The 25,498-nt window shown below is 73.8% G+C and carries 27 protein-coding genes and 2 pseudogenes; 16 read left to right on the forward strand and 13 right to left on the reverse strand.

The window, feature by feature from the left end:
* Positions 1-122: 122 nt before the first annotated feature.
* Positions 123-467: pseudogene (locus ACFVQZ_RS18315) on the forward strand (serine/threonine protein kinase); the annotation flags it as partial.
* Positions 468-498: 31 nt separating this feature from the next.
* Here the strand turns inward: ACFVQZ_RS18315 and ACFVQZ_RS18320 are convergent.
* The 3 genes from ACFVQZ_RS18320 to ACFVQZ_RS18330 form a co-directional block, all read right to left on the reverse strand.
* A complete protein-coding gene (locus ACFVQZ_RS18320; protein WP_383623796.1) occupies positions 499-1,398 on the reverse strand; it encodes a GNAT family N-acetyltransferase in 900 nt (299 codons plus the stop codon).
* 316 nt (positions 1,399-1,714) lie between these two features.
* On the reverse strand, positions 1,715-2,704 hold the full coding sequence (locus ACFVQZ_RS18325) for a glutamate ABC transporter substrate-binding protein (RefSeq protein ID WP_383623798.1): 990 nt from the start codon (positions 2,702-2,704) through the stop codon (positions 1,715-1,717).
* Positions 2,705-2,871: 167 nt separating this feature from the next.
* The gene (locus ACFVQZ_RS18330; protein ID WP_383623890.1) at positions 2,872-3,429 is read right to left on the reverse strand and encodes a TetR/AcrR family transcriptional regulator; all 558 of its coding nucleotides are present in this window, start codon (positions 3,427-3,429) and stop codon (positions 2,872-2,874) included.
* Between ACFVQZ_RS18330 and ACFVQZ_RS18335 the strand changes: the two are divergent.
* Positions 3,397-4,046: pseudogene (locus tag ACFVQZ_RS18335) on the forward strand (alpha/beta hydrolase family protein); the annotation flags it as partial. The gene ACFVQZ_RS18330 and the pseudogene ACFVQZ_RS18335 overlap by 33 nt on opposite strands.
* On the opposite strand, the gene ACFVQZ_RS18340 reads toward ACFVQZ_RS18335, so the two are convergent.
* Both ACFVQZ_RS18340 and ACFVQZ_RS18345 read right to left on the reverse strand, forming a co-directional pair.
* Positions 4,028-4,510, reverse strand: coding sequence for a dihydrofolate reductase family protein (locus ACFVQZ_RS18340; RefSeq protein WP_383623801.1), 483 nt, complete (start codon positions 4,508-4,510; stop codon positions 4,028-4,030). The pseudogene ACFVQZ_RS18335 and the gene ACFVQZ_RS18340 overlap by 19 nt on opposite strands.
* A 139-nt stretch (positions 4,511-4,649) precedes the next feature.
* Positions 4,650-5,345: a lipase gene (locus ACFVQZ_RS18345; RefSeq protein WP_030496383.1), complete on the reverse strand. Its 696-nt coding sequence runs from the start codon at positions 5,343-5,345 to the stop codon at positions 4,650-4,652.
* A 211-nt stretch (positions 5,346-5,556) separates the two neighbouring features.
* Between ACFVQZ_RS18345 and ACFVQZ_RS18350 the strand changes: the two genes are divergently transcribed.
* From ACFVQZ_RS18350 to ACFVQZ_RS18365, 4 genes are all read left to right on the forward strand, one after another.
* Positions 5,557-6,453 carry a helix-turn-helix domain-containing protein gene (locus tag ACFVQZ_RS18350; RefSeq protein WP_383623804.1) on the forward strand — a complete coding sequence of 299 codons (897 nt, stop codon included), beginning with the start codon at positions 5,557-5,559 and terminating at the stop codon, positions 6,451-6,453.
* A gap of 185 nt (positions 6,454-6,638) precedes the next feature.
* Entirely contained in the window at positions 6,639-7,403 is a 765-nt protein-coding gene (locus ACFVQZ_RS18355; RefSeq protein ID WP_383623807.1) for an SDR family oxidoreductase, read from the forward strand.
* 95 nt (positions 7,404-7,498) lie between these two features.
* Positions 7,499-7,813 (forward strand): DUF4440 domain-containing protein, encoded by a 315-nt coding sequence (locus ACFVQZ_RS18360; protein WP_030496386.1) that lies wholly within the window; start codon positions 7,499-7,501, stop codon positions 7,811-7,813.
* A 92-nt stretch (positions 7,814-7,905) separates the two neighbouring features.
* Entirely contained in the window at positions 7,906-8,409 is a 504-nt protein-coding gene (locus ACFVQZ_RS18365; RefSeq protein ID WP_030496387.1) for a MarR family winged helix-turn-helix transcriptional regulator, read from the forward strand.
* 75 nt (positions 8,410-8,484) lie between these two features.
* Here ACFVQZ_RS18365 and ACFVQZ_RS18370 read toward each other — a convergent pair whose 3' ends face one another.
* Entirely contained in the window at positions 8,485-9,480 is a 996-nt protein-coding gene (locus tag ACFVQZ_RS18370; RefSeq protein WP_383623812.1) for a GlxA family transcriptional regulator, read from the reverse strand.
* A gap of 127 nt (positions 9,481-9,607) precedes the next feature.
* Here ACFVQZ_RS18370 and ACFVQZ_RS18375 point away from each other — a divergent pair, with 127 nt between their 5' ends.
* The gene (locus ACFVQZ_RS18375) at positions 9,608-10,492 is read left to right on the forward strand and encodes an NAD(P)-dependent oxidoreductase (RefSeq protein ID WP_383623815.1); all 885 of its coding nucleotides are present in this window, start codon (positions 9,608-9,610) and stop codon (positions 10,490-10,492) included.
* A gap of 166 nt (positions 10,493-10,658) precedes the next feature.
* On the opposite strand, the gene ACFVQZ_RS18380 is transcribed toward ACFVQZ_RS18375, so the two are convergent.
* Together ACFVQZ_RS18380 and ACFVQZ_RS18385 are read right to left on the reverse strand one after the other, a co-directional pair.
* Positions 10,659-11,225: an RNA polymerase sigma factor gene (locus tag ACFVQZ_RS18380; RefSeq protein ID WP_383623818.1), complete on the reverse strand. Its 567-nt coding sequence runs from the start codon at positions 11,223-11,225 to the stop codon at positions 10,659-10,661.
* A gap of 246 nt (positions 11,226-11,471) precedes the next feature.
* Positions 11,472-11,705, reverse strand: coding sequence for a hypothetical protein (locus ACFVQZ_RS18385; RefSeq protein ID WP_030496391.1), 234 nt, complete (start codon positions 11,703-11,705; stop codon positions 11,472-11,474).
* Between the two features lie 277 nt (positions 11,706-11,982).
* Here ACFVQZ_RS18385 and ACFVQZ_RS18390 point away from each other — a divergent pair, with 277 nt between their 5' ends.
* From ACFVQZ_RS18390 to ACFVQZ_RS18400, 3 genes are all read left to right on the forward strand, one after another.
* Positions 11,983-12,816, forward strand: coding sequence for a DUF4397 domain-containing protein (locus ACFVQZ_RS18390; RefSeq protein WP_030496392.1), 834 nt, complete (start codon positions 11,983-11,985; stop codon positions 12,814-12,816).
* Positions 12,817-12,918: 102 nt separating this feature from the next.
* Complete coding sequence (locus ACFVQZ_RS18395) at positions 12,919-13,596, forward strand: class F sortase (RefSeq protein ID WP_383623821.1); 678 nt, start codon at positions 12,919-12,921, stop codon at positions 13,594-13,596.
* A 145-nt stretch (positions 13,597-13,741) separates the two neighbouring features.
* A complete protein-coding gene (locus ACFVQZ_RS18400) occupies positions 13,742-13,996 on the forward strand; it encodes a DUF6479 family protein (RefSeq protein ID WP_051788076.1) in 255 nt (84 codons plus the stop codon).
* Between the two features lie 138 nt (positions 13,997-14,134).
* On the opposite strand, the gene ACFVQZ_RS18405 is transcribed toward ACFVQZ_RS18400, so the two are convergent.
* On the reverse strand, positions 14,135-14,737 hold the full coding sequence (locus tag ACFVQZ_RS18405; protein ID WP_383623825.1) for a lipocalin family protein: 603 nt from the start codon (positions 14,735-14,737) through the stop codon (positions 14,135-14,137).
* Positions 14,738-14,923: 186 nt separating this feature from the next.
* Between ACFVQZ_RS18405 and ACFVQZ_RS18410 the strand changes: the two genes are divergently transcribed.
* A complete protein-coding gene (locus ACFVQZ_RS18410; protein WP_383623828.1) occupies positions 14,924-16,060 on the forward strand; it encodes a ferrochelatase in 1,137 nt (378 codons plus the stop codon).
* Between the two features lie 25 nt (positions 16,061-16,085).
* Here the strand turns inward: ACFVQZ_RS18410 and ACFVQZ_RS18415 are convergent, their stop codons facing one another.
* Positions 16,086-16,799 (reverse strand): SDR family NAD(P)-dependent oxidoreductase, encoded by a 714-nt coding sequence (locus ACFVQZ_RS18415; protein ID WP_383623831.1) that lies wholly within the window; start codon positions 16,797-16,799, stop codon positions 16,086-16,088.
* Positions 16,796-17,377, reverse strand: coding sequence for a DUF4383 domain-containing protein (locus tag ACFVQZ_RS18420; protein WP_383623834.1), 582 nt, complete (start codon positions 17,375-17,377; stop codon positions 16,796-16,798). The genes ACFVQZ_RS18415 and ACFVQZ_RS18420 overlap by 4 nt, the downstream gene beginning before the upstream one ends.
* 291 nt (positions 17,378-17,668) lie before the next feature.
* On the opposite strand from ACFVQZ_RS18420, the gene ACFVQZ_RS18425 reads away from it, so the two are divergent.
* The gene (locus ACFVQZ_RS18425; RefSeq protein ID WP_383623836.1) at positions 17,669-19,180 is read left to right on the forward strand and encodes a cryptochrome/photolyase family protein; all 1,512 of its coding nucleotides are present in this window, start codon (positions 17,669-17,671) and stop codon (positions 19,178-19,180) included.
* Between the two features lie 138 nt (positions 19,181-19,318).
* Positions 19,319-19,525 (forward strand): hypothetical protein, encoded by a 207-nt coding sequence (locus ACFVQZ_RS18430; RefSeq protein ID WP_036416349.1) that lies wholly within the window; start codon positions 19,319-19,321, stop codon positions 19,523-19,525.
* A gap of 105 nt (positions 19,526-19,630) precedes the next feature.
* Here the strand turns inward: ACFVQZ_RS18430 and ACFVQZ_RS18435 are convergent, their stop codons facing one another.
* A complete protein-coding gene (locus ACFVQZ_RS18435) occupies positions 19,631-21,859 on the reverse strand; it encodes a glycosyltransferase family 4 protein (protein WP_383623841.1) in 2,229 nt (742 codons plus the stop codon).
* Positions 21,860-22,100: 241 nt separating this feature from the next.
* Between ACFVQZ_RS18435 and ACFVQZ_RS18440 the strand changes: the two genes are divergently transcribed.
* The gene (locus tag ACFVQZ_RS18440; protein ID WP_383623843.1) at positions 22,101-23,483 is read left to right on the forward strand and encodes a glycosyltransferase; all 1,383 of its coding nucleotides are present in this window, start codon (positions 22,101-22,103) and stop codon (positions 23,481-23,483) included.
* A 90-nt stretch (positions 23,484-23,573) separates the two neighbouring features.
* Here ACFVQZ_RS18440 and ACFVQZ_RS18445 read toward each other — a convergent pair whose 3' ends face one another.
* Entirely contained in the window at positions 23,574-23,753 is a 180-nt protein-coding gene (locus tag ACFVQZ_RS18445; RefSeq protein ID WP_030497721.1) for a DUF6480 family protein, read from the reverse strand.
* A gap of 392 nt (positions 23,754-24,145) precedes the next feature.
* On the opposite strand from ACFVQZ_RS18445, the gene ACFVQZ_RS18450 reads away from it, so the two are divergent.
* On the forward strand, positions 24,146-24,874 hold the full coding sequence (locus tag ACFVQZ_RS18450; protein WP_383623847.1) for a YqjF family protein: 729 nt from the start codon (positions 24,146-24,148) through the stop codon (positions 24,872-24,874).
* A gap of 157 nt (positions 24,875-25,031) precedes the next feature.
* Positions 25,032-25,469 (forward strand): SRPBCC family protein, encoded by a 438-nt coding sequence (locus tag ACFVQZ_RS18455; RefSeq protein WP_030497719.1) that lies wholly within the window; start codon positions 25,032-25,034, stop codon positions 25,467-25,469.
* Positions 25,470-25,498: the final 29 nt, after the last annotated feature.

Consider the following 25,498-nt stretch of genomic DNA (forward strand, 5'->3'; position numbering starts at 1 on the left):
CTGTAGGCCGCGTCGGTGACGTCTGCCGCAGCGGTGCTGGGACGGATGGCGTCGGGGCGGTCGCGGTCAAGCAGGTACGCGAGGAGTAAGCGGACGACCCCGCCTTCCGCAGCCGCTTCCGGCGCGAGGTGGCCGCGGTCCGCCGGGGCAGCGGCGTCTACACGGTTCCGGTCGTGGACGCCGACACCGAAGGCCCTCGCCCCCGGGTCGCCACCTCGTACGTGCCGGCGCCCTCGCTCGACGAGGCCGTGCGGCTCTGCGGCAGCTTCCAGGAGCCGGCGCTGCGGGCGCTGGGCACCGCCCTCGCGGAGGCGCTGCAGGTCATCCACGCGGCCTGGGTGGTGCACCGCGACGTCAAGCCGGGCAACGTGCTGCTGTCGGCGCAGCCGTGGTCCGCAGTGACCTCCGGGAACCGGCTGTGGGTGGCCGACACGACGGAGATCGCGTGCTTCGAGGCGGGCGGGTGACGGCCTCCGGAGGACCGCTCCCCGGGGCCCGCTAGGCGGCGGGGCCCGCCGGGTGGAAGTTGACGCGTTCACGGACGACGGGGAAGCCGGCCTTGGCGAAGTTCGCCGCCATGGGGACGTTGGCCCGGTCCGTCGCTCCGGTGATGAACTCCGCGCCCTGCTCGGCGAGAAGGTGGGTGCACTCGGCGAGGAGGTCGTAGGCGTAGCCGTGGCCGCGTTGTTCCGGGACGACTCCGATGAAGCCGATGGTCGGTCCGGAGGGGTTGTGGGCCGGGATGTGGATGCCGGCCAGGTCGCCGTCCGGTGTGTGCGCGGTCTGCCACCACTCCCGCGGGGAGGGGCACCAGTGGAAGAAGTCGAGTTCCTCCTGGGCGGCCTGGTCGAGGCCGCCCTCCTGGACGGCCCTGAGCGCGTGCGCGTCCAGGGTGACGGAGTGGATGCGGCGCAACGCGTCGAAGAACACGGAGTCGTCGGGTTCGGCGCGGAAGCGGAGCCGTCCGGGCCGCTTCGGCAGGCCTCGCTCGGGGGTCCAGCGGTACAGGAAGCGTTCCACGAGGAGTTCGTAGTCTGCGGCTCGTGCGGCGGCGAAGCGCGCCTCGGCCGCCGCGCGCAGGCCGGGCTCGTCCCGCCAGCCGCCGGGCAGGTTGATCTCCAGCTCGACCTGCCAGGGAGCGGAGCGCAGGAGTTCCGCCCCGGCCTCTTCCTCGCCCTCGGCCACGTCGAACCAGTTGATGTTGACGGGCTCCTCGTCCTCGGGGCCGCCCCACCAGGCGCCGCGTGCGACGACTTCGCCGCCGCGCAGCGCGACGCGCATCCAGTCGGGGCGGAACCGGGTGCGCCGGTGACCTTCACGGGCGCCGAGAGGGTCGGGCAGTGCGTCGAAGAGCGGGGCGTCGCTCGCGGAGAGCGCGCGGATGACCGGACCGGTCATGAATTCCTCCGGGATACGGGCTGCTTGGCGCGCTCCCGGTCAGAACTGACGTGCCACGCCGGGCCAGCGGAAGGGGGAGCGCTGGAATGGTGTGCACCGCACGGCACTCGCCTCCTTCCGTTCGTCTCAGGGCGTGACGCCCCACGGTACGCGGCCTTCCGGGGCCCGTCCAAGGAAATCCGCGCGCCGCACAGCGGGTTGCCGCCGATGCCGGACGTCGGTCGCGGCTTCGCGACCGACGTCGGGCAGGCCGGCGCAGAAGTCGTCGTGGCGCACGTCCGGGCCGCATCGACGCGGCCCGTCCGCCGGGACGGTGTCAGTTCTGGATGTTCGGCGGGGGTTCGCTCGTGTAGTTCGACAGGCTGAAGTGCTTCCTCACGAGCTTCCGCCAGGTGCCGTCGGACACCATCTGCGCGAGGGCCTTGTTGATCTGCTCCTTGAGCGCGGTGTCGCCCTTCTTGAGGCCGATGCCGTAGTTCTCGTCGCTGAGGGACAGGCCGACGAGCTTGAACTTGCCCCAGTGCTGCTGCTGCGAGGCGTACCCGGCCAGGATGGCGGCGTCCGTGGTGAGCGCGTCGACCTTCTTCTCCTCCAGGCCCTTCAGGCAGTCCGAGTAGCCGCCGAGCTGCTGGAGGTCGGCCTTCGGGGCCAGTTTCTCCTTGACGTTCTGCGCGGAAGTCGAGCCGGTGACCGAGCAGAGCTTGCGGGAGTTGAGGTCCTCGACCTTGGTGATCGAGACCTCGTCGCCGCGGACCAGCAGGTCCTGGTGGGTCAGGAAGTACGGACCGGCGAAGTCGACCTCCTTCAGGCGCTTCTCGTTGATCGAGTAGGTCGCCACGACGAACTTCACGTCGCCGTTCTTGATGAGGTCCTCGCGCTGCGCCGAGGGGGCCTCCTTCCAGACGATGTCGTCCGCGGAGTAGCCCAGCTTCTCGGCGACGTACGTGGCGACGTCGACGTCGAAGCCCGTGTACGAGCCGTCCGGGGCCTTCAGGCCCAGGCCCGGCTGGTCGGCCTTGATGCCGATGGTGATCTTCTCGCCCCCGCCGCCGAGCTCGTCGCCCAGGCCGCAGCCGGTGGCGGTGAGGGCCAGGACGACGGCGCCCGCGAGGACACCGGCCGGGCGGGTGCGGCGGGGCCCGATGACGGCGACGACGGCCGCGGCGCGGCCGAACGCCCGGCCGGTGACCCGCGGCCCGTGCAGTGCGCCGAAACGCTTCCTCGCTCCGGACGGGACGGCCGGATCACCCGGGGCCGACCCCCGGGACACATCCGCGCGCTCCCCCGACACTGCCACACCGCTCATCGACCTCGTGCTCCGTCCTGTTCGAATGAGAGGACAGTAGAGACGCATCCGAACGGTCGTCATCACATCTGAGCGGAAATTGAGGTGCGCACGCCACCGCCGTCCGCGCCCCGGCCTCCCGAACCGGACACCCCGCCCCATACCCGCACCAGCGGACCGGCCGGCGCTCAGGACCCGTGGGGTCGTCGGAGGCCTTGGAGGAGGAGGGCGATCAGGCGCCGGAAGTCGTAGCGAGGGTCGTCGTCGCGCCCGATGCACAGGTTGCCCACGCCGCGCATGAGCGCGTACGGCCGCGTGCCGGGCCTGATGTCGCCGGCCTCGGCGGCGGCGTCGAGCAGCTGGGCGCAGACCGGCAGCAGGCGGTCGAGGAAGGCGGCGTGCAGCGCGGCGAAGCGGTCGCTGTCGGACTGCAGGGCGTCGGCGAGCCCGTGCTTGGTGACCAGGAAGTCGACGAAGAGGTCGATCCACTGGCACAGGGCGTCGAAGGGGGACTCCGCACGGGCCGGCAGGTGGGGGCCGGCCTCGGCGCACGCCTCGATCTGGTGCTGGTAGACGGCCGTGACCAGATCGGCCCGGGTCGGGAAGTGGCGGTAGACCGTCCCCATGCCGACGCCCGCCCGTGCCGCGATCTGGCGGATCGGCGCGTCGACGCCGGAGGCGACGAACACCTCGGCGCCGGCGAGCACCGTCTCCGGCTCGACGTGATCGAGCGCACCATGCCGCAGCTCGCCGGGCGGCTCGACCCCGGCAAGGTCGCCGTCGTCGGGCACTCGCTGGGCGGCTTCACCGCCGCCCTCCTGCTCGGCGCCGGACTCCACGACCCCGACACCGGCAGCCTGGTCCACCTGGTCGAGCCCCGGATCACGTCGAGCGTGCTGCTCGCCGCGCCAGGCAGGGGCGGCGACGCCTTCAACGGGCCCATGGCGGAACAGTGGCCGATCATCGGGGCCGTCGACTTCTCGACCATGTCCGCGCCCGCGCTGGTCGTCGGCGGCGACAAGGACGACCCCCGCCACTTCACGGACAGGGGGCCGGACTGGCATGCCGACGCCTACACCCTCGACCCTGACCCCAAGACCCTGCTCACCCTGTTCGGCGCGGAGGCGGACTGGGCGGGGTCGCCGGGTACGACGCCGCCGAGACCACGGACGAGAACCCCGGGCGCGTCGCCGCTCTCGCCCGCCTCACCACCGCTTACCTCCGTACTCAGCTCCACCCCGGCAGCCCGGCGTGGCCGAAGGCGTGCGAGGCGTTGACGACCGAGACCGACCCGGTGGGACGCGTCGCATCCAAGGAGGGGCCCACGCGGGCCGGGGCCGCTGATCAGCGCACGCGGTCGTAGACCAGAGCCATCTCGCCCGCGTCGCCGGTCTCCTGGTGGGTGAGCTTCCACCGCGAGCCCGGCAGGCCGTCGTCGAACAGGCGCTGTCCGCCGCCGACGATCTCGGGAATGACCATCAGGTACAGGCGGTCCAGCAGGTCCGCCGCGAGCAGCGCCTTGATGACGCCGGCGCTGCTGTTGGCGAGGATGTCGCCCTCACCCGTGGCCTTGAGCTCGGTGACGACGTCCGCGACGGGAGCGTTCACCACGCGGGTGCGGGCCCACGAGGCGTCGGCCTCGGTCAGAGTGGTCGAGAACACCACCTTCTCCGTGTCGACGAGCCACTTCGCGTATCCGCGATCGCGCGGGTCGGCGTTCTCGCCCGAGGCGACCGACGGCCAATAGCCCAGGAATCCCTCGGCGTTGATCCTGCCGAGCAGCGCGGTCGTCGCGCCGTCCCAGATCCGGGTGAGGTGGCGTCGCACCTCGTGGGCCCGGACGACGCCGTCGTCTTCTGGTCCTGCGTCGGGGCGGGCGGCCTCACGGGGGACCGCTGGGAGACGGTGTGGGACTGGGCCCGCGAGAAATGGCTCGGCATCTGAGGCGAAGGGCTCGGGGGCCGGCTCACGGCGCCGTGAGGGTGGAGAGCACCTGCTCGGCGACGTTCGGGTCGCCGAGCAGGTCGTTGTGGCCCATGTCGGCCACCTTCACGTTGCGCGCCCCGGCCAGGGAGGTGCTGCTCGTGGGGATGATCTGCCCGTCCCCGGCGGACCAGAACGTCGTATAGCGGACGTCGCCGGGCGTCTCGTCGCCCTCGTTGAGGCGGGACACGACGTACGAGCCGGGCGTCATGTCGCGGCACCCCTGGTCCCACAAGGCGCAGGCCCACGCGAGGCCGGTCCCGTGGTTGGGCCCGGCGAGCGAGACCCAGTTCCGGACCTTGGCCCCTCCTCCGTACTTCACGTACCAGCGCGTCGGCAGGGAACCGAGGCTGTGCGCGACGAGGTCGACCTGGTCGGCGCCCGTGCGCCGGAGCACGTCGTCGACGTATGCGGCGAGGCGGCCCGCGAGCACTTCGTTGGTCGACTGCGTCGAGTCGTAACGCCACGCGAAGACGCGGTCCGCGGGCGTCCCGGCGGCGACGAGCCGCTGCGTCAGCGAGCCCCAGACGCCGGGCCCGGCGTTGCGGCCGTGCACGAGCACGACCGGCCGCGGCACGCCCACCGCCGCGTCCCGGGGTGCGGCCTGGGCTGCGGGGACGGCGACGACCGTACCGGCGAGGAGCACGGAGGCGAGGAACAGGGCGGCGTTGCGGCGCATGGGGACCTCCAGCGAGGGCGGCGGGCAGGGACGGGGCACCTTCATATCTGACGTAGCGTCATCACCGTCAAGCCCCCTGCTGCACCGTGCGCGTACGTGTGCACTGCGCGTCGCGGTCCGAACGGCAGCGGGCGAGCGGCGGCCACTCAGGGTGACGGCCGGGGACGCCCCGGAGCTGGCGGGACGGGAGGAGACGGGCAAGGATGGGTGGGTGAGCAGTTCGTCCATCAAGCCTCATCTGCGGTGTCTGTCCGGCAGCCGCGACCGGCTCGCGCACGCGGTCGTCGAGCGCGGCGTGGAGCGCGCGGCGGGCGTCGCGGACAGCGCGCCGCCACCGGTCGGGCCCTCCCATCACGTCCTGGTGGTCCATACCGGTCGTTCGGCGAATCTGCGCTGGTCAGCCGACGGATTCGCCCGTGTGGAGCGGTTTCACAGCGGCGAGGCGCTGGTCAACCCGGCGGGGTGGGTGTCCAGGCCGCGCTGGCAGGACGACGTGGAGCTGCTGCTGCTCGCGTTCGACCCGGCCTGGCTGGAGAAGCTGGCGGCCGAGGGAGGGGCGGCGGGCCGTTTCGAGCTGGAGCCCCGGTTCCACTTCACCGATCCCCTGCTGAAGACGCTGGTCGAGCGGCTGGTGACGGAGTTCGAGCGGCCGGACGCGCCCGACGCGCTGTACGCCGACTCGCTCGTCCAGGCGGCGGCCGCCGTCGTCATGCGCACGTGCGGGGGCGCCACCCGCCCCGCGGTACGGGAAGGCGGCGGTCTGCCGCCACGACGGCTGGCCGAGGTCGTGAACTTCATCCACGCGCACCTCGACACCCGGATCGGCCTGGAGGACCTGGCCGCCGTGGCGGGCGTCAGCGCCTCGCACTTCACCCGCTCGTTCAAGGCATCGGTGGGCGCGTCCCCGCACCAGTACGTCACCCAGGTACGGCTGGAGCGCGCGCGGGAGGCCCTGCTGCGCACCCGCCGGCCCATCGCGGAGATCGCGCTGGAACACGGCTTCTCCGATCAGAGCCATCTGACGCGGGTGATGCGGCGCCACACCGGGACGACGCCAGGCCTCCTCCGCAACGGGAACGGGGAGGGCCACGGACGCGGCAGCGGCTGAGACCCCCGCCCCTCCCCCCTCCTACCTCTTCCCGACGGTGAGCGGTTCGTTCCACGGAAGGTCGGATCGTTCAAGAGCGTCGGCCGCTCAGCCGGTGAGATGGGACACGCACGGGAGGACGGCGCAGCCGCATTCGCGCTCGTTCACTCGCTCGCTCGTCCGCACGTTCATGCAAGGAGGCTGTCATGGTGAAGACCCCGGACAAGACGCTCAGCGGCAAGGTCGCCTTCGTCGGAGGCGCGTCACGCAACCTCGGCGGACTGATCAGCACGACGCTGGGCGCCGAGGGCGCACGGGTCGCGGTGCACTACAACAGCGACTCCTCGAAGGCCCAGGCCGAGGACGTCGTCGCGCGGATCAACCAGGGCCCCGGCGAGGCGTTCGCGATCCAGGCGGACCTCACGAAGGTCGCCGAGGTGGAGCGGGTCTTCGACGAGGTCGTCAGCCGGTTCGGCAAGCTGGACTACAGCATCAACACCGCCGGCATGGTGCTCAAGAAGCCGCTCACCGAGATCACGGAGGAGGAGTACGACGAGATGTTCGCCGTCAACTCCAAGGCGGCGTTCTTCGTGATGCGCGAAGCGGCCCGGCGCATCGAGGACGGCGGGAAGATCATCACCGTCCTGACCTCGCTGCTGGCCGCGTACACCGGGCTGTACTCCTCGTACGCCGGCAGCAAGGCGCCGGTCGAGCACTTCACGCGGGCGCTGTCGAAGGAGCTCTTCGGCCGGAACATCTCGGTCAACAACATCGCGCCGGGACCGATGGACACCTCGTTCTTCTACCCGGCGGAGGACGACGACTCCGTCGCGTACCACAAGTCGTCGGCGATGAACGGCGACCTGACGAAGATCGAGGACATCGTCCCGTGGGTCCGCCATCTGCTCCTCGACGGCTGGTGGGCCAACGGCCAGACGCTCTTCCTCAACGGCGGCTACACCACCCGCTGACCGCCGCGCGCCGGCACCGGAACCGCAACCGGCAAGCTCCACCGGCCGGTTGCGGCGCCGGCCACCTCCTTCCTCCCCCACCCACAGGAGATGTCATGTCCGTACAGCTCAACGACCCCGCCGTGGCCGCGTTCGTCGACGCCCTCAACGCGGGGGACAGGGAAGCGCTCCATGCCGTCCTGACGCCCGACGCCACCATGGCCGACGACGGCACCGACCGCGACCTGAACGCGTGGCTGGAGAAGGAGGTCTTCTCCTCCGACGGCCGCATGGACGTCGAGTCGGCCTCTCCCGACGGCCGCGTCCTCACCGCCTCGTACACCAACTCCACCTGGGGCACGATGCGCACCCGCTGGTCCTTCACCGTCACCGGTGACCGGATCAGCCGCTTCGAGACCGGCCAGGCGTAGCCGGCGCGGCACGCGCAGGCGGCGGTCACCGCGCGGTGACCGCTTCCGCCTTCTCGGCGCACAGGAGTGGCAGCCCACGTAGTGTCGTGATCATGGAATCAGCGAACGCCACGACCACCGATCAGGCTCCCGCGCATCCGCGTGCCACCGACGACATGCTGGCCTCCCAGCCCATCGGGTACTGGTGCGGCCTGACCCACGCGGCCGTTACCCGGCACCTGCGGGACGCCATGGCCACGAAGGACGTCAGCCAGCCGCAGTACTGGGTCCTCAACCGCGTCCACGGCGATCCCGCGGCTCCGACCCGCGAGGACGTCGTCGCACAGCTGTCGCACCTCGCAGACGGGCCGCACGAGATCTCCCGCGCCGTCGACCAGTTGCTCCACCGGGGATGGCTGCGGAGCGACGACGCCGGACACATCCACCTCACGGACACCGGGGAGAGCGCCCGGGTGCGGATCCGTGAGCTGGCGACCGAAGTGCGCGCGGTGGTGCACGAAGGAATCAGCGACGAGGAGTACGTGGCGGCGCTCAAGGTTCTGCGGAGGATGCTGGCGAATGTCGAGGGTCCGGGAACTCCTGCCCCCCGGCCCTGAATTCCGGTCCGGCCGCCGGACGACCGCAGCGGCTCCTTCCCCGTCCGCACGCTGCGCTCACGTGCGGGACAGGGCTCAGGGCGTCGTCCGCGGAAAGGCGCGTCGGTAGTCGCTCGGCGAGACCCCCACCTGTCGGAGGAAGTGGTGGCGGAGGTTGTTCGCCGTGCCGAGGCCGCTCAGTTCGCCGATCTTCTCGATGGGCAGGTCCGTGGATTCCAGCAGACTCTGGGCCCGCGCCAGGCGCTGGTTGAGGAGCCACCGGAGGGGGGTCGTCCCGGTGGCCGCGTGGAGGCGGCGGTGGAGGGTCCGCGTGCTCATCGACGCCCGCCGGGCCAGGTCCTCGACCGTCAGCGGGCGGTCGAGGTGGGCGCGGGCCCAGTCCAGCACGGGTGCCAGGCTCCGGTCGTCGGTGGTGGGCACGGACAGGTCGATGAACTGCGCCTGGCCGCCGGTCCGGTGCGCGGGCACCACCATCCGGCGGGCCAGCTGGTTGGCGACGTGTGCGCCGAGGTCGCGGCGCACCAGGTGGAGGCAGAGGTCGAGCCCGGCGGTCAGGCCGGCGCTGGTGAGCACGTCGCCGTCGTCCACGTACAGCACCGAGTCGTCGACCCGCACCTTCGGGTAGCGCTCGGCCAGTTGGGCGGTGTGCATCCAGTGGGCGGTGGCGCGCCGCCCGTCGAGCAGTCCCGCCTCGGCGAGCGCGAAGGCGCCGGTGCACAGGGAGACCATGCGGGCGCCCGCCTCGGCGGCGCGGCGCAGGGCCTCGATCAGTGCGGGCGGCAGCGGTCTGCCCTCGTCGACGCAGGGGTCGGGCACCGAGGGCACGATGACGGTGTCGGCTCCGACGAGGTCGTCGAGGCCGTGGCGGGTACGCAGCGTCAGCCCCGTGCCGGCGGCGGAACCACCCTGTTCCCCCTCCCCCATGCTGCACAGCCGCAGGTCGTACCAGGGGTCGGCCAGGTCGGGCTGCGGCTTCCCGAAGACGGTGCAGGCGATGCCCACCTCGTACAGGTCCCACGAGGGGAACCCGATGTCGTCGGTCACGACGAGGGCGACGGAACCAGGACTCATGCCCCGAACGGTACGGCAGGAATTTGGTGGTCGCTGTCACCGGTGTCACTGTCGCCCGCCACGGCTCGCTGCGATCTTGGTCGTCACGTGAACGACCGCCGCGCGCGGACCAACAGAAGGATCTGACATGCATGCTGATCAGTCGTCAGTGACCGTCATCGGCCTGGGCTCGATGGGCTCGGCGCTGGCCTCCGTCCTGCTGGAGCGGGGCCACGCAACCTCCGTCTGGAACCGCTCGGCCCAGAAGGCCGACGCCCTGGCGGAGCGGGGCGCCCGGCCGGCCGCGACACCCACGGAGGCGGTCGCGGCGAGCCCCGTGATCATCGCGTGCGTCCTGGACTACGACGCGCTGCACACCGTCCTCGACCCCGTCGCCGGGTCCCTCCAGGGCAAGGTTCTCGTCAACCTCACCTCCGGCTCTCCCGAGCAGGCCGACGAGGCCGCCTCGTGGGCCCGGGCGCACGGCGCCGACTACCTCGACGGTGCGATCATGACCACCCCGCCGGGCGTCGGCAGCCCCGAGATGATGTTTCTCTACAGCGGTTCCCGGGACGCCTTCGACGCCCATCGCACGACCTTGGAATCCCTGGGCGACCCCCTGTTCCTGGGGACGGAACCGGGCCTGGCCTCCCTCTACGACGCCGCCCTGCTCGGCCTGATGTGGTCCACCATGACCGGCTGGCTGCACGGCACCGCGCTGGTCGGCGCCGAGAAGACGCCAGCGACGGCCTTCACCCCCGTCGCGCTCCGCTGGCTGACCGCCGTCGCCGGCTTCCTCACCACCTACGCGCCCCAGGTCGACGCCGGCCACTACCCGGGCGACGACGCCACCCTCGACGTGCAGATCGCGGCCATCGACCACCTGCTCCACGCGGCGTCGTCCCGTGGCGTCGACAACGCCCTGCCCGAACTGCTCAAGTCCACCATGGAGCGGGCGAAGGCGGCAGGCCACGGCTCCGCGAGCTACGCCGCCGTCATCGAGGTCCTGAGGAATTCCGGGGGCGAGCAGTAGGCGTGACACGGCTGCCCTGACCACCGCCGGCGCCCGCTTCCGCCCAGGGATGAGGAAAAGGGTGGCTCACGCCCACCCCTCCTTGGGGCGGCCCGGCGTGCGCACGCGCGCGGTCGGCCGGGCCGTCGCTGCGTCAGGGCCGCGTGTAGCGTGACCCGCTGCGGGGTCATGCGCGGTCGGTGACGGCGGGGGCCAGCGACTTCAGGGCCCTCCGGGTGTGGCTCTTGACGGTGCCGATCGGCAGACCGAGGCGCCGGGCGATCTCGGGCTGGGTGAGGCCGAGGTAGTAGGCGAGGAAGAGGATTTCGCGGCGGTCGGGTGACAGGCCCGCCAAGTGGGGGGCGAGTCCCAGGCGTTCGACCGCCCGGGCACAGGTGTCGGTGGTCTCCGGGGCCGGGAGCCGCCGCAGGTCGCGCGCGCCTTCGTGGCGGCGGACCGCGGCGGCCGACGCGTCGGCCGCCTTGTGGGCGGTGATGCCGTACAGCCACGGTCCCAGGCTTCCGCGGCGGGGGCAGTACCGGTGGGAGTGCAGCCAGACCTCCGTGAACACGTGCTGGGCGACGTCCTCCGCGTCGTGGAGGTCGACGCAGCGGCGTCGGGCCCAGCGCAGGACCTGGGGGTACCAGTGGGTGAAGACGGCTTCGAAGGAACCGCGCAGGACGTCGTCGTGCGGCGGCTCGTCGTCGCGTGCCCCGCAGTGGGCGCACGCGGGGGAGGGCGGGGTGTCGGACACCGGTCGTCTCCGGATCGGTCCGGGGAAAGGAGAGGGGTCGCGATGCTGACCGCCGTAACGGGTCCCTCGGGACGAGGCGGCAGCGGAGAGGTGCCCACGGGGCCAAGCGGATCACGACGTCCTGCCGGGCGCCAACCGGCGGGGGCCGGGCGGGGGTTCGCGCGGGGGTGAGCGGCCGAGCGGCGACGGCGCCGTGCGCCCCGGTTCTCGGCCGGGGCGCACGGCGCCGTCGTCACGCGTCGGGGGTCAGAGGCCGGGATGCCCGGTCTCGTCGCGCTCGTAGTTCGCCAGGGCGAGCCCGAGGGCGAAGAACGTGGGCGCCCACTCGCCCACGAAGATCCCCCAGCGGTCGGCCCGCTCCAGGTTCTCGCGCTTGCTGGAGGTCAGCCACGTGGCGAGCGACAGTCCGATCGAACCGACGGCCGCCAGATACGCGTGCTCACTGCGGACTCCGGTGTCGTGAAGCTTCTTGATGATCATCGAGTGACCTTCCGGTGAGTGCGGTCGGCGGGGACGAGACGCTTCGGCCCCGCCGGGACACGCGGCGCGACCGTTCGGGACCGGTCGGCGTCACACCGGGGTATTCGCGGGTCCGTTCACCACCGGATGCGAAAAGAGATGATTTGGGCGGAATGGGCGAACATGCGACTGCGGGAAGAAAAGGACGGGCCTCAGGTGAAACCGATTCGCGGGCGCGGACCGAAAAGCCACCAAGACACGGTCAAGGCTTTACCGACCACGAGACAAGGAACCTGCCATGACTTCTCGTACCACCGGTGCCTCCCTCGCTCTGTGCACCGCCGCCGCGCTGACCCTGACCGCCGGCGCGCCCGCGTGGGCCGCGGTTCAGGCCGGGGAGGACGAGGCGACCGTCACCGTGCTGCACGCGGTACCCGGACTCACCGTGGACGTCTTCGCCGGCGACAAGGAGCTCCTGCCCGACTTCGCCCCGGGGACCCTCACCGACCCGCTGAAACTGAAGGCGGGCTCGTACGACATCAAGATCTTCAAGGACGGCGAGGGGCCCTCCGGCACGCCCGCCGTCGAGAAGACCGTCAGCGTCCCCGCGGGCGCGAACGCGACCCTCGTGGCCCACCTGACGGCCGACGGCAAGCCCGCTCTCGACGCGTTCGTCAACGACACCTCCAAGGTCCCGGCCGGCAAGGCGCGCCTGACCGTCCGGCACGTCGCCGCCGCACCCGCCGTCGACGTCCGGGCCGACGGCAAGGTCGTGTTCGAGGGGCTCACGAACCCCGGCGAGAAGAAGGGCGAGGTGGCGGCCGGCAGCGTCTCCGCGGATGTGGTGCTCGCCGGGACCGACACGGTGGCCATCGGCCCGGCCGACCTGGACCTGGCCGAGGGCGCCAACACCATCGTCTACGCCTGGGGCAGCGCGGCCGACAAGAACCTCGCGCTGAAGACGCAGACGATCGACGGCATGCACTCCGCGCCGTCGGGCGTGCCGGCCGGTGAGACCGGACAGGCTGCCGCCCACAACGAGGCCGCGCAGATCGGCGCGCTCTCGCTGGCCGCCCTGGTCGCCCTCGCCGCGTCCGTCGCGCTCGTCCGGCGGCGCACCGACGCCGGCTGACACGCGGCACATGCCGGTGACGTCCGGCATCCGACCGGTCGCGGCCTCCTGGCGCAGGGGGCCGCGGCCTGCTGTCATCCCGCGATCGAGAGGTGCTCCCCCATGGCCGGGCCCGCCCCACGGCTCGTACGGCTCCTCGCCCTGACCTCGGCGCTCGTCGGCGTGCTGCTGGTCGTCCGGATCGGGGTCCTCCTGGCGCGGGACGACCCCGGCGCGGCGCCCGACTTCGGCAGCGTCCCGACGCGGACGGAGTCACCGCCGGCGGCGTCCCCGCCGGCCGCGTCCCCGCCGGCGGACGGTCCGGCCGGGTCGCCGCGCCGGGGCGTTCCCGCCGAGCCCGCGGACGTCTCCGTCCCGCGGCTCCGGCTCAGCGCTCCGGTCTACCGGGTCGGCGTGGCCGAGGACGGACAGGTCGAGGTGCCCGAGGACCCCGGCCGGGTGGGCTGGTACCGCTTCTCCCCCGCTCCCGGCGCGCCGGCCGGGTCCTCGGTGCTCGTCGGTCACGTCGACGCCACCGGCCGCGGTCTCGGCGTGCTCGCCGCCCTCGCCGACGTCCGCGAGGGCGATCGCGTGGTCGTGGGCAGGCGGGACGGAACCGCGGTCTCCTATCGCGTCACGGCCCGGCGCACGGTCGCCAAGGACGCCCTGGCGGGCTCCGGCGTGTTCCGGCGCGACGGAGCGCCCGTCCTCACGCTGGTCACCTGCGCCGGTCCGTACGTCCGGGACCAGGGCGGGTACCAGAACAACCTGGTCGTGACCGCGGTGGAGGTGGCGCGGTGACGGCGCGGCAGCGGGCGTGGGGTCCTGGGGGCCTGGGCGCCCGCCGGGTTCGGCCGGTCGGGTGGTGAGGCGGGGCCGTGTGCATCCGCGGGCCGCCGGGACGGCGTAGAGGGAGTGATGGTCCGTTCCCTCCCCGGAGGTCACCATGCACACCCTCATCGGACTGATCGTCGTCACCGTGCTCCTGGCCGGGTTCGTCCTCGGCTTCCGTCTGCAGCGGGGCATGACGCCCCCGCCCCTCCCCCACGAGCAGCCCCGCCGCCCCGCGACCGACCGTCTGCCGGGAGAGATCTCGGAGTTCCGTCGCGCCGTGGCCGTTCCGCATCTCGACCGCACGCAGCGACTCCGCCCCTACCAGTTGTGGGGACGGACGGAGCGTGTCACCGCCGCCGAGGACTGAGGCGGCTCCGGCCCGCCGGCCGGGGCCGAGGTCCGAGACCGGGTCGGGGGGGGGGGCGGGGGGCGGGCCGGCGGCGCGGCCGCGGGGCCCCCGCCCCCGGGCGGGCGGGCCGCCGCCCGCGGGGGGCCCCGACGGCTCTCAGGGGGCCAGACGCCAGCCGGGGTCTCCGCCGTCCTGACGGGTCGTGCGGAAGTCCGCCGGGTCGAGCCCGGCGCGCCGGATCGCGTCGAGGACGTCCGCCGTGCGGGTCTGGTCGAGCCGTGCGGTGCGGGAGAGCACGAAACCGGAGGTGCGGTCCTCGTCGGTCACCAGCGCCCACTCGTACGCCGGGCCGAGACCGGCCACGATGTAGTTGGCCTCGGTCCCGTGGCGGTAACCCCCCTTCCACGGAAGGAAGGAGACGTTGAGGCGGGCCCCGGTGGCGTCGAGAGGAAGGGCCTCGCCGGAGATCCTGCTCGTGGTGCCGAGCCAGGTCGCGCAGCTGTTCGTCACCGCGACGGTGCCCCGCGCGGTGGGGCCGTACACGGCCTTCACGTTCTTGGCGCACTGGATCTCGAACAGCTGCGGAACCGCCGCCAGCTGGTACCAGGTGCCGCCGTACCGGGCGAGGTCCACGGAACGGACGGCGGGGACCGGCCCGGCCTGGCCGGCGGAGGCGGCGGGTGTCAGTGCCGCGGCGGCGAGGCCGGCCGCGAGCAGGACGGCGGAGGCGCGCGCCGCCGTGAGGGGAAGTCGACCCATGCTGAAGGCTCCTCGAAGGTGTCGGGTGCCAGGGCTTCGGTACCGAGCGTGCCGCCGGATGCACGGTGGGACACCGGACGCGCGTGCGGTCGGTCACCCGACCCATTGGGGGCGAAGCGCATCCCGAACGCGCCGGGGGCGGAAGTACGGAACTGATCCGTCCGCACCACCACGAGGATGCGCCCCATGTCCGATCAGCACGATCCCGCCCCGTACGACGCCCTGCTGCTGCTCTCCTTCGGCGGTCCCGAGGGCCCGGACGACGTCGTCCCGTTCCTGGAGAACGTGACGCGCGGCCGCGGCATCCCCAGGGAGCGGCTCAAGGAGGTGGGGCAGCACTACTTCCTCTTCGGCGGCGTGAGCCCGATCAACGGCCAGAACAGGGCCCTGCTCGACGCGCTGCGGGCCGACTTCGCCGAGGCCGGCCTGGGCCTGCCGGTCTACTGGGGCAACCGCAACTGGGCCCCCTACCTCACCGACACCCTCCGCGAGATGGTCCGCGACGGACGCCGCCACATCGCCGTCCTCACCACCAGCGCCTACGCCTCCTACTCCGGCTGCCGCCAGTACCGCGAGAACCTCGCCGACGCGCTCGCCGCCCTGGAGGCCGAGGGCCTGCCGCTGCCCCGCGTCGACAAACTCCGCCACTACTTCAACCACCCCGGCTTCGTGGAGCCCATGGTGGACGGCGTCCTCGCCTCCCTCGCCGACCTCGACGACTCCGTCCGCTCCGGCGCCCACCTCGCCTTCACCACCCACTCCATCCCGGACTCCGCCGCCGACACCTCCGGACCCCTCCCCGACCACGGCCCCGGCGGCGCCTACGTCAAACAGCACCTCGACGTCGCCCGCCTCATCGCCGCCGCGGTGCGCGAGCGCACCGGCACCGACCACCCCTGGAAGCTCGTCTACCAGTCCCGCAGCGGCGCCCCGCACATCCCCTGGCTGGAGCCGGACATCTGCGACCACCTGGAGGAACTGAGCGCGGCCGGCGCCCCCGCCGCCGTCATGGTGCCGATCGGCTTCGTCTCCGACCACATGGAGGTCCTCTACGACCTCGACACCGAGGCCACCGCCAAGGCCGCCGAGCTGGGCCTGCCGGTCCGCCGCTCGGCCACCGTCGGCGCCGACCCCCGCTTCGCCGCCGCCGTCCGCGACCTGCTCCTGGAACGCGCCGCCACCGAACGCGGCACGCGCACGGAGCGCTGCGCCCTGGGCGCCCTCGGACCCTCCCACGACCTCTGCCCCATCGGCTGCTGCCCCGCCCGCACCGAACACCCCGCCGCCGCCGGCGCCGACAGCCCCTGGCCGACCGGCCGCTGACCGTCCGCGCCCCCGCGGACGGTGATCACCGGCTGCCCGGCGCGCCGGCGAGGGGAGCGACCAGGAGGCGCTCGACGGACGCCACCGGGTCGGCGCCGGGAGGCAGCGCGGGCGCGCTCCCGGTCACGGCCCGGGCGGCGAAACCACCGTCCAGGTGGGGCATCCGTACGTCGAGGACGCGAACGCCCCGGGCCCGCTGCTCCCGGCCCACCACCTCCAGCCAGGTGGCGAGCGCCGCCTTGGCGGCCGCGTAGTCGGCCATGCCGCGCGGCGGCGCGTCGACCACCGCGCCGGTCACGACCGCGACCACCCCGCCGGCCGCGAGCAGGGGAAGGGCGCCCCGGACGGCGGCCATGGGCGCGAGGGCGTTCACGGTCATCAGGTGCTCGGCGGCGGCTTCTCCGACGTCCTCCGCACGCCCGAAGCCGGCCACGCCGACGGCGACGACGACGCGGTCCAGCCCTCCGAGGGAGCCCGCCGCCCACGCCGCCAGCCCCTCGCAGCCGTCGAGGTCATAGGCGTCGAAGACGCGGCGGGGGCACGCGCCCGCCTGCCGTGACCGCTCGGTGAGGCGCCCGGCGTCCCGGCCGGCCAGGGCCACCGACGCTCCCCGCCGGTGCAGCGACCGCGCCGCCAGGCCCCCGATCTCCCCTGTCGCCCCCACGATCAGCACCCGCGCTCCGGAGAACCCCGCGCCGTCGTCGCGGAGCCGGGCCCCCTCCCGACGGCCGCCGGTCACCGCGGCGGACCTTCCGGCAGCGCCGGCGAGGACGTGCCGGGAAGCGACGGCGGCACGGCCCGCTCGTCCCGCGCCAGGACGGCGGCCCGGCGCCGGGCCAGAGACTCCGCGGCGGCCTCGCGCGGGTGGCGCCGGCGCCAGTACGGGTTGTCGTGGGGCAGCTTGCTGGAGACCCGCCCGTACATCCCGAACGTGAGGATCAGCAGCCCCATGACGAAACTGAACATCACGTTGGTCATGCCGAAGTCCAGGAAGTTGGCCGGCCGGTCCAGCACGAACAGGTGGTAGAACCCGCTGATCAGGAAAGAGCCACCGACGGTCAGGTTCAGAGTCGAGGCGGCGTTCCCGCCCACGGCGGCGCCCGCCAGCAGGACGAAGCCGACGACGACCGAGATCACGCTCAGGGCAGTGTTGGTGGTCATGCCCGCGATCCGGTCACCAGAGGTGTCGAAGGGGCTGAGCGCGTCGGCGAAACCGAGGCAGCCGAACACGAGCAGGATGACTCCGCAGAGGGCCGCGCCCCAGCGGTACACCGTGGCCAGATGGTGGTCGACGGGCAATTCGTCCTTGAGTCTCACCGCGTTCCCCTCGCTTCCCGTGTCCACCGCTCTCCGCCCTGGCGGGCGGGTCGCGGACGGACGCCTCGTGATGCACCTTTTGTGACCTTTCGTCACGTTCTTCTCGGCACGTCCCGGTCCGGATGCGCGGCGCAGGCTGTTGTCCCCCGCCGGGCGGACCCGCGAGGGACGGGCGCTGGTCCGTTCCGTCGACCGCCGCATCCGGCGGGCGGCCGCGGGGCGAAAACGTGCGAACGGGTACGGACGGAGTACGGGCGGTGCCGTGGAGCACCGCGCGGGAACGGATGCGGCATGACGGACACGCACTGGCTCTTCGGCGATCAGCTCGGGCCCGCCTTCCTCCGGCCGGGTGACGGCGGCCCCGCCCGTGACGCACCCGTCGTCATGATCGAATCGCGGGCCGTCTTCCGGCGCCGCCGATTCCACCGCGCCAAGGCCCACCTGATCCTCTCGGCGATGCGGCACCGCGCCGCCGAGCTCGGCGACCGGGTCACGTACGTGCGGGCGGACACCTACGGGGAAGGGCTCCGGCGCGCCGTCGGCCGCGGGCGGGTGACGGTGCACCACCCGACCTCGCGGGCGGCCCTGCGCCTCGTGCGTTCGCTCGACAACGTCACCGTGCTGCCGCCGCGCGGGTTCCTGGTCGGCCCCGACGCCTTCGCCGAATGGGCGGGCGGACAGCGCACGCTCCGCATGGAGGCCTTCTACCGGCACGTCCGCCGCGACCACGACCTCCTCATGGACGGCGGCGAGCCGGCGGGCGGCACGTGGAACCTCGACCACGAGAACCGCCGGCCTCCGCCGCGCGGAGCGTCGTCGCTCGACGCGCCCGCGCCGTACCGCCCGCGGGAGGACTCCGTCGACGACGAGGTCCGGCGCGACCTGGACCGCTGGGAGAGGGACGGGGACGCCTCCTTCGTCGGCCGCGACGGTCCCCGGGCGTTCCCTGCCGACCGCCGGGAGGCCCTGGCCGCGCTGCGGCGCTTTCTGCACCACCGGCTCGCCGGGTTCGGCGCGCACGAGGACGCCATGCTCGCCGGAGACGGCACCATGAGCCACAGCCTGCTGTCCTCGTCCCTGAATCTCGGACTGCTCGATCCGGCCGAGTGCGTGGAAGGGGCGGAGGCCGTCTGGCGGGCGGGCGAGGCACCGCTCAACTCGGTGGAGGGGTTCGTCCGCCAGATCGCCGGCTGGCGCGAATACGTCTGGCACCTCTACTGGCACTTCGGCGAGGAGTACAGGACGTCGAACGTGCTCGGCCACACCGGTGCCCTGCCCCGCTGGTGGGAAGAGCTCGACGCGGACGCCGTGTCGGCCCGGTGCCTGGCGACGGTGCTGCGCCAGGTCCGCGACACGGGCTGGACCCACCACATCCCGCGTCTCATGGTCCTCGGAGGTCACGCCCTCCAGCGCGGCTGGGACCCCGCGGCCGTGACGGACTGGTTCCACCGCTGCTTCGTCGACGGGTACGACTGGGTGATGCTGCCCAACGTGGTGGGCATGTCCCAGTACGCCGACGGCGGCAGGATGACGACGAAGCCGTACACCTCCGGCGGCGCCTACATCGACCGCATGAGCGACCTGTGCGGTCCCTGCCGCTACCGTCCGGACCGGCGGGTCGGCGAGGACGCCTGCCCGTTCACCGCCGGCTACTGGACCTTCCTCCACCGGCACCGGGACCGGCTCGACCGCAACGCCCGCATGACCCGGGCGGTGCGGGGTCTGGACCGGCTGCGCGACCTGCCCGCCCTCCTGGAGCAGGAGCGGGAACGGGAGCGCCTGCGCGGCAACGCGCCGCCGTGACCGCGAGGACGGTCCGTCTTCCCCGCCCCGTCGGCGGGCAGGGCCGTCCAGGTGAACGGCGCCGCGGGCGCGCATCCGCCGCCGGACGGGCCGGCGAAGGACGTCGCGACGCCCCGTCGACCGAGCGAGGAGAACACCATGACCGCACCCGCCCGCTACCTGCCCGGCACGTACACGCCCGAGGCCGGCGAGTACGTCTGCGACTGCGCCGCCGCGCACACGTGGCGCATCGACATGGCCGGGCACCTCTTCCCGGCCTTCCCGCCGAACTGCGGTGCGGGCGCGTGGCGTTCGGCGGTGCCCGCCGAGATCCCCCGGCACGAGGAGCTCCAGCCCCCCGCCTGACCGGCCTCGCCGCGGTATCCGCGTCCACGTCCCCGTCCGCAGGAGCACCCCGGGCCCGGACGGGGTGCTCCCGTGCCGGCTTCGGCGGCGCGACCGTCGCGGGGGTCACCCCCGCGACGACGCGGTCCGGGGGCACGCACCGCGTGCGGTGCTGCCCACCGCCGACGGGCCGTCGGGCACCGGAGGACTCGTGTCCTCCCCCGCGGTACGGCTCCTCCCCTCCGGTGCGACGGGCCGGCGGACGGTTCCTGCCCGCGAGGGTGCCGCGGGCCTCCGGCTCGTACGGGTGCGGGGCGCGACGGCCGTGTAGTGGCGGGCCAGTGCCCTCGCCATGGCGTCCGAGGAGTAGGTGGAGCGGACGAGGCCCTGTGCGCCGCGCCCCATCGCGACCGCCGCGCCGTCGTCGACCCGGAGCAGTCTGCGCAGGCCCTCGCCGAGCGTCCGGGTGCTGGAGGTGTCGATCAGCAGCCCGTTGCGGCCGTCGTCCAGGTAGTGCGGGACGCCGCCGCGCAGGGGCGCGGCGACGAGGAGCCCTGCCTCCATGGCTTCGAGCACGGCCAGCCCGAACTCCTCCTTGGCGCTCGGGCACACGTACCGGGCGCGGAACCCGTTCGCGGGGTCGGCCAGTCGCCGCTCCAGCGTGCGGACATCGGCGTTGGCGAGGGCGGGCAGGAGGAGCAGGCGTTCCGCCGCCCCGGGGACGCCGGCGGCGGCCCGCTCCATGCGTGCGCGCATCGCGCGTTCGACGCGATCGGCGCCCGACGGGCTGCCGCCGACGCAGACCAGGACCGACTCCCGGAAGGCCCCCGACTCCACCCAGGCACGGACGAGGACGTCCTGCTGTTTGACGGGGTGCAGCCGCCCGACGGTGAGCAGCACCGCGGGCGGGTCCGGCCTGCCCGGTCCGGCCGTGGCGCCGAGGCGGGCACGGACGGCCGCGAGCAGGGAGTCGACCCGCCGGCCCCCGTCCGCGGGAGCCCGGTACGGCGGGATGCCCTCCGGCGGCGCGTCGGGAGCTGTGCCGGCCCCGCCGGCCAGCTGCGGGAAGTGGTGGAGCAGTTCGCCCGCTCCTCCCCCGGGACCCGCGATGCCCACGACGCGGTCGGCCCGGTCGACCAGCCGGTCCGCGACGAACACCCGGTGCAGGTCGTACCGGAGGGCGTCGGCGTCGGTGCCGGGCGCGGCATGCCGCTCCGTCATCTGGCGGTGCGGGTCTGGGGCGGCGGTGAAGACCAGGGCCGCGCCCGCCCGGCGGGCCGCCTCGGCGAGGGCGAGCGAGCCGTCGTCGGCGTAGCGGACGTGGAGGACGTCGACGGGTCTGCCCAGCGAGCCGAGGAGCCGGGTCGCCCACCAGGCCAGCGCCTCGCGGTGCCGTCCCAGTTCGTCGGGCCGTACGGGGCGCGGGCTGTCGACGGGGAGCCGCAGCACCCAGTGCCGCGGGCCCCGCCGGCGCAGCAGGACCGGGTCGGCCTCCAGTTCGGGGACGCAGGCGGTGACGAGGGTGAGGACGCCCGCGACGCCGCCGGTCCGCGCGAGCGCGTCGCCCAGGGCTCCCAGCAGGACGCCGAGGCCGCCGCTGAGCCCTTCCCCGGGCCGCTCCAGGTGCCCCAGGAGCATGGACTGGGCGACGAGCGTCCCGGGGCGGAGCTCGGCGCTCCCCTCCGGTGCGGCGGGCGGTCCGGGCGTCCGCAGGGCCTCGTGGAGCAGACGCTCGTAGGCGTCCGCGGGACGGGGTCCGGGAGTGGCGCCGGAGACACGCAGGGGGACGGAGCCGTCGTACGCGGCGAGAAGACGCCACGCCGCGTGCCGTATCGCCCGTTCGGGCGCGTTGGCCAGCCGGAGCAGTTCGCGCCGTGCGAGGGGGACAAGGGACTCCGCCGCGGCGAGGTCGAGCAAGGGCGCGACGAGGTGCGGGCCGCAGGTGCCGTGCAGGCCGCGCCGCACGGCGGCCGTGGCGCGCTCCGTCCCGTGGCGCCGGACGGACTCCGGCCATGCGTCGAAGACGGCCGCCCGGGTGTGGTCGCCGTCGGCGAGGAGCCGCACGCACGTCTCGGGGGACGGTGTGCCGCCCGCCCGAACGCGGCGGCGCAGCCCGGCCAGGACGAGATCCCCGGCGGTCGCGGCGCCGGGCCCGCCTGTCGGTGCGTCATCAGGGCGGTACTCGGCCCGGACGAGTTCGCCGAAGAGGTCCGGGGCGGCGGCGTGGCGCCCCGGCGAGGGCCGGGCCTCGGGCTTCCAGTAGGCGGCCCTGGCCGCCGCGAACGGATCGGGCCCTCCTGGAGCCGGGTCCCGGCGGGCGGGGGCGACGGTCACAGCGGGATCGGGGCGTTTCATCGGAACTCCTCGACGACGGGCGGCGAGGAGTTGTTCGCCGGGGGTCGGGGGCGTGGATGCACGGACCTGCGGGTGCCGGCGGCCGTACGGGCCCGGCGTCGTGGCGGCCAGCGCCCCTCGGTCTCCGGACGCCAGCCCGAGCGGTCCCCGCGCCCGCCCAAGCGATCCCCGCCCGCGCCGAGGCGGTCCCCGCGCCGTGCACGCGCGCATCCGCCGGAACGCGGGCGGGGGAAACGCGGGCATGAAGCACTCGCGTCCCGGTGCCACCGGAACCCGCCGACAGCGCGTCGTGGTCGTCAGTCCTCCCTTCCTCTCGCACGCCCAGCCCCTGTCCGTGCTGGCGGGGGCGCTCGCCCGGGCGGGCTGCGAGGTGCACCTGGCGACCGCGCCGTCCTTCGCCCCGCTCGCGCAGGCGGCGGGGGTGCGGTTCGTACCGCTGACCGTCACGCGGAACGCGAACACCGGCATCGCCCGGGCCACCCGACAGGAGGCCCGGGAGGCGGAGCGGCTGGAGGAGTTCCTCGCCTCCACCCGGCGCGGGGCCGTCGCGGCCCTGCTCACCCAGGCGCGGCACCGCGGCGAGGACCTGCTGGGGGACCCGTCGGCCGTTCTCGCGGGGCTGCGGGAACTGCACGCCCGTCTGTCGCCCGACTGGTACGTGGTCGACCAGCTCAGCTACCCGGTGACGCTGGCGCTGCACTGCCTCGGCCTGCCGTACGCCACGTACTGCCCCGGACACCCGACCTATGTGCCGCACGGGCCCGAGGCCCTCTTCGGCGTGCCCCGCACGTGGCCTCGTGCGGTCCGCCCCGACGCGGGAGAGCTGGCCGAGCTGCGGCGCGCGGCGGAGGCCGCCGAGGAGGCGTTCACCGCGCGGTTCGCCGAGGTCGCGCGCGCTCACGCGCCGACCGCCCCGGCTCCCGGACGCGCCTTCGCGCTGGCATCGCCCCACGCGGTCGCGTTCGCCTACCCGCCGTTCCCGTGGCTGCCGGAACATCCCCGGGTAACAGCGGAGTTCTTCTACGGAGGACACTGCTCGCCGCCGAAGGAGCCGAGTCCCGGCGGTGCGTGGGAGGAGGTGGTGGGCCGCCTCCGGACGGTCCGCCGCCGGCTGGTGCTCGTCGCCCTCGGCACCTTCCTCTCGGCCCGCGACGACGTGCTAACCGCCGTCGTGCGCGGGATCAGGTCCCATGTCCCCGACGCCGCGGTGGTGGTGGCCGCGGGCGACCGCGTGGGTGCCCTCTCTCCTCTGGCGGGGCCGGACATGCACGTCGCGGACGTCGTGCCGCAGCGGTGGCTGCTGGCGCGGGCGGACGCGATGGTCCACCACGGCGGGAACAACTCCTTCACGGAGTGCGTCGTCTCGGGGACGCCCGCGCTGGTCCTGCCGTTCTCCAGCGACCAGTTCTGCATCGCTCACGACGCGGAGAAGGCCGGCCTCGGGCTCTGCCTCGACCCGTCGCGGCTGACTCCGCGCGCGGCCGGAGAGGCGCTGCGGGAGCTGCTGGCGGAGGGGGCGCCCGGTCTTCCGGGGTGGACGTCCGAGGTGCGGCGCAGGGGCCCGGACTGGATGGCCCGGCGGCTGGCCCGGACCATGGGTTCGGTGGTCCCGGTCCGCGGGTGAGGGGTTCCGCGTCCACCGGGACGTGACCCGGTGGACGGGATCGGAGGCCGCCTCGGCAGAGGGGATCGGAGGCCGCCTCGGCGGGCGGGATCATAGGCCGAAGACGCGGAACAGGAAGAAGAGTCCGCCGAGGACGGCGCCGAGCAGGATGACGGAGACCCAGATCGTCGGATGCTCCCACGGACCGCCGTCGGCGCGTTCGGGGTGGGCCGAGGAGATGGAGCCCTCGGCGGGCGGGGTCTCCTCAGGAGGTACGAACGGCACGCTCATGATCGCTCCCTCGGGTCGCAGCGGCCGGACGCCGCCGGGTCTCCACCGTCTCGCCGGGGAGCCGCGCGCGCGAGGCGCGTCGATGATGCATCGATATGGGACTGCCGGCGCCGCCTGCGCCGCCGCGGCGCCTCGCTCACGGCTCCAGCGGTGCACGAACGATGCGACTTGTGTCGACACGGGCGATGCCGGACGGTGGGAGAGGTTCGGGACCGACCGAGGAGGGTTCCATGCGCAACGTCCGGATGGTCCGACATTCCCCGCACTGCCCCGCAGGCAGGCCGAAGGCAGCCGAACTCCCCGATGAGCCGCTGAGGTTCCCGCTCCCGGACCGCGCGCCCGAGAGCGGTCGCGGAGCGCACCGGACGCCGTCGGCCGAGGTCCCGGAGCCGGTGTCCCGCACGGCGCCCCGCCCCCTCCCCGGCCTGTCCTTCCGGCAGGAATGGCACGATCTGCTCTTCGTGCACTGGGCCGTCTCCCCCGGCGCCGTGGCCGGCTTCTTCCCGCCGGGCACCCGCCCCGACACGTTCGACGGGCGCACCTTCGTCGGGCTGGTGTTCTTCGAGATGCGGGAGCTCGCCTTCGCCCGAGGGCCCGCGCTCCCCGTCCTCGGGCGGTTCCCCGAGATCAACGTGCGGCTCTACAGCGTCGACGGTCACGGGCGGCGCGGAGTGGTGTTCCTCAGTCTCGACTGTCCGCGTCTGCTGCCGGTGCTCGCGGCGCGGGCCGCGTACCGTCTGCCCTACCACTGGGCCTCGGCACGGCGGCTCCGCTTCGACGACCGGATGCTGTACACCGTCCGCCGCCGGTGTCCCGGGGGCCCGCGCTCGCGCGTCTGGGCCGACGTGGCCGGGGGACGGAGGGACCCGGACGCGCTGGACGACTTCCTGACGGCTCGGTGGGGGCTGCACGCGCCCGAACGGGGTGGCACCTACTTCTGGCCCCTGTGGCACGACCCCTGGCGCCTGTGCGAGGCGGCGTTGCTCTCGCTCGACGACGAACTGGTCGCGGCCGCCACCGGCGGCCTGCCGGTCGCCCGGTCCGCGCCGCCCGTGAGCGTCCTGTACTCCGCCGGCCTGCACGTGCGCTTCGGTGCCCGACTGCCCGTCCGCGGTTCCTGACCCGCCCCAGGCTCTGCACGGTCCGGGCCCTCGGCCGGTCGGTGGGCCGGTCGCCGCTTCGCCGCCGTCGGTGCATCCGGTCGGGCCCGGCGGCCGGAATCCCTGACGACCGGGGCCGTCGCGCGTCCCGGCGGACAGCGGGAGGAGGGCCGTTGCGGTGGTGAGCGTGGAACGGGTGATGGTGGTGCGCCGTCCTTTGCCCGAGGTCGTGGCCTATCTGGAGGACTTCGCCCGGACCGAGGAATGGGATCCCGGCACCGTCCGCTGCGTGCGGCTCGACGACGGGCCGGTGCGGCAGGGCGCGCGGTGGCGGAACACGTCGCGCTTCCGGGGCCGTACGACCGAACTGCGGTACGAGCTCGTCGTGCGGGAGCCCGCGCGGCTCGTGTTCGTCGGGGAGAACCGGACGGTGACCGCGCGGGACGACCTCCGGTTCGCCGAAGAGGGCACGTCCACGCGGCTGACCTACGCGGCGTCGCTGAGGTTCAAGGGCCTTGCCCGGCTGGCCGCGCCCTTCCTGCGCGGGGAGTTCGAGGGGCTGGCCGACGGTGTGGTCACCCGCCTGCCGTCGGCCGCCCAGGCGTGGCGCCCGTGACGGCGCCGCCCGCCTCGCATCGCTTTCGC

Origin of the sequence: Streptomyces sp. NPDC057854, from assembly GCF_042797055.1 — a bacterium.
GTDB lineage: Bacteria > Actinomycetota > Actinomycetes > Streptomycetales > Streptomycetaceae > Streptomyces.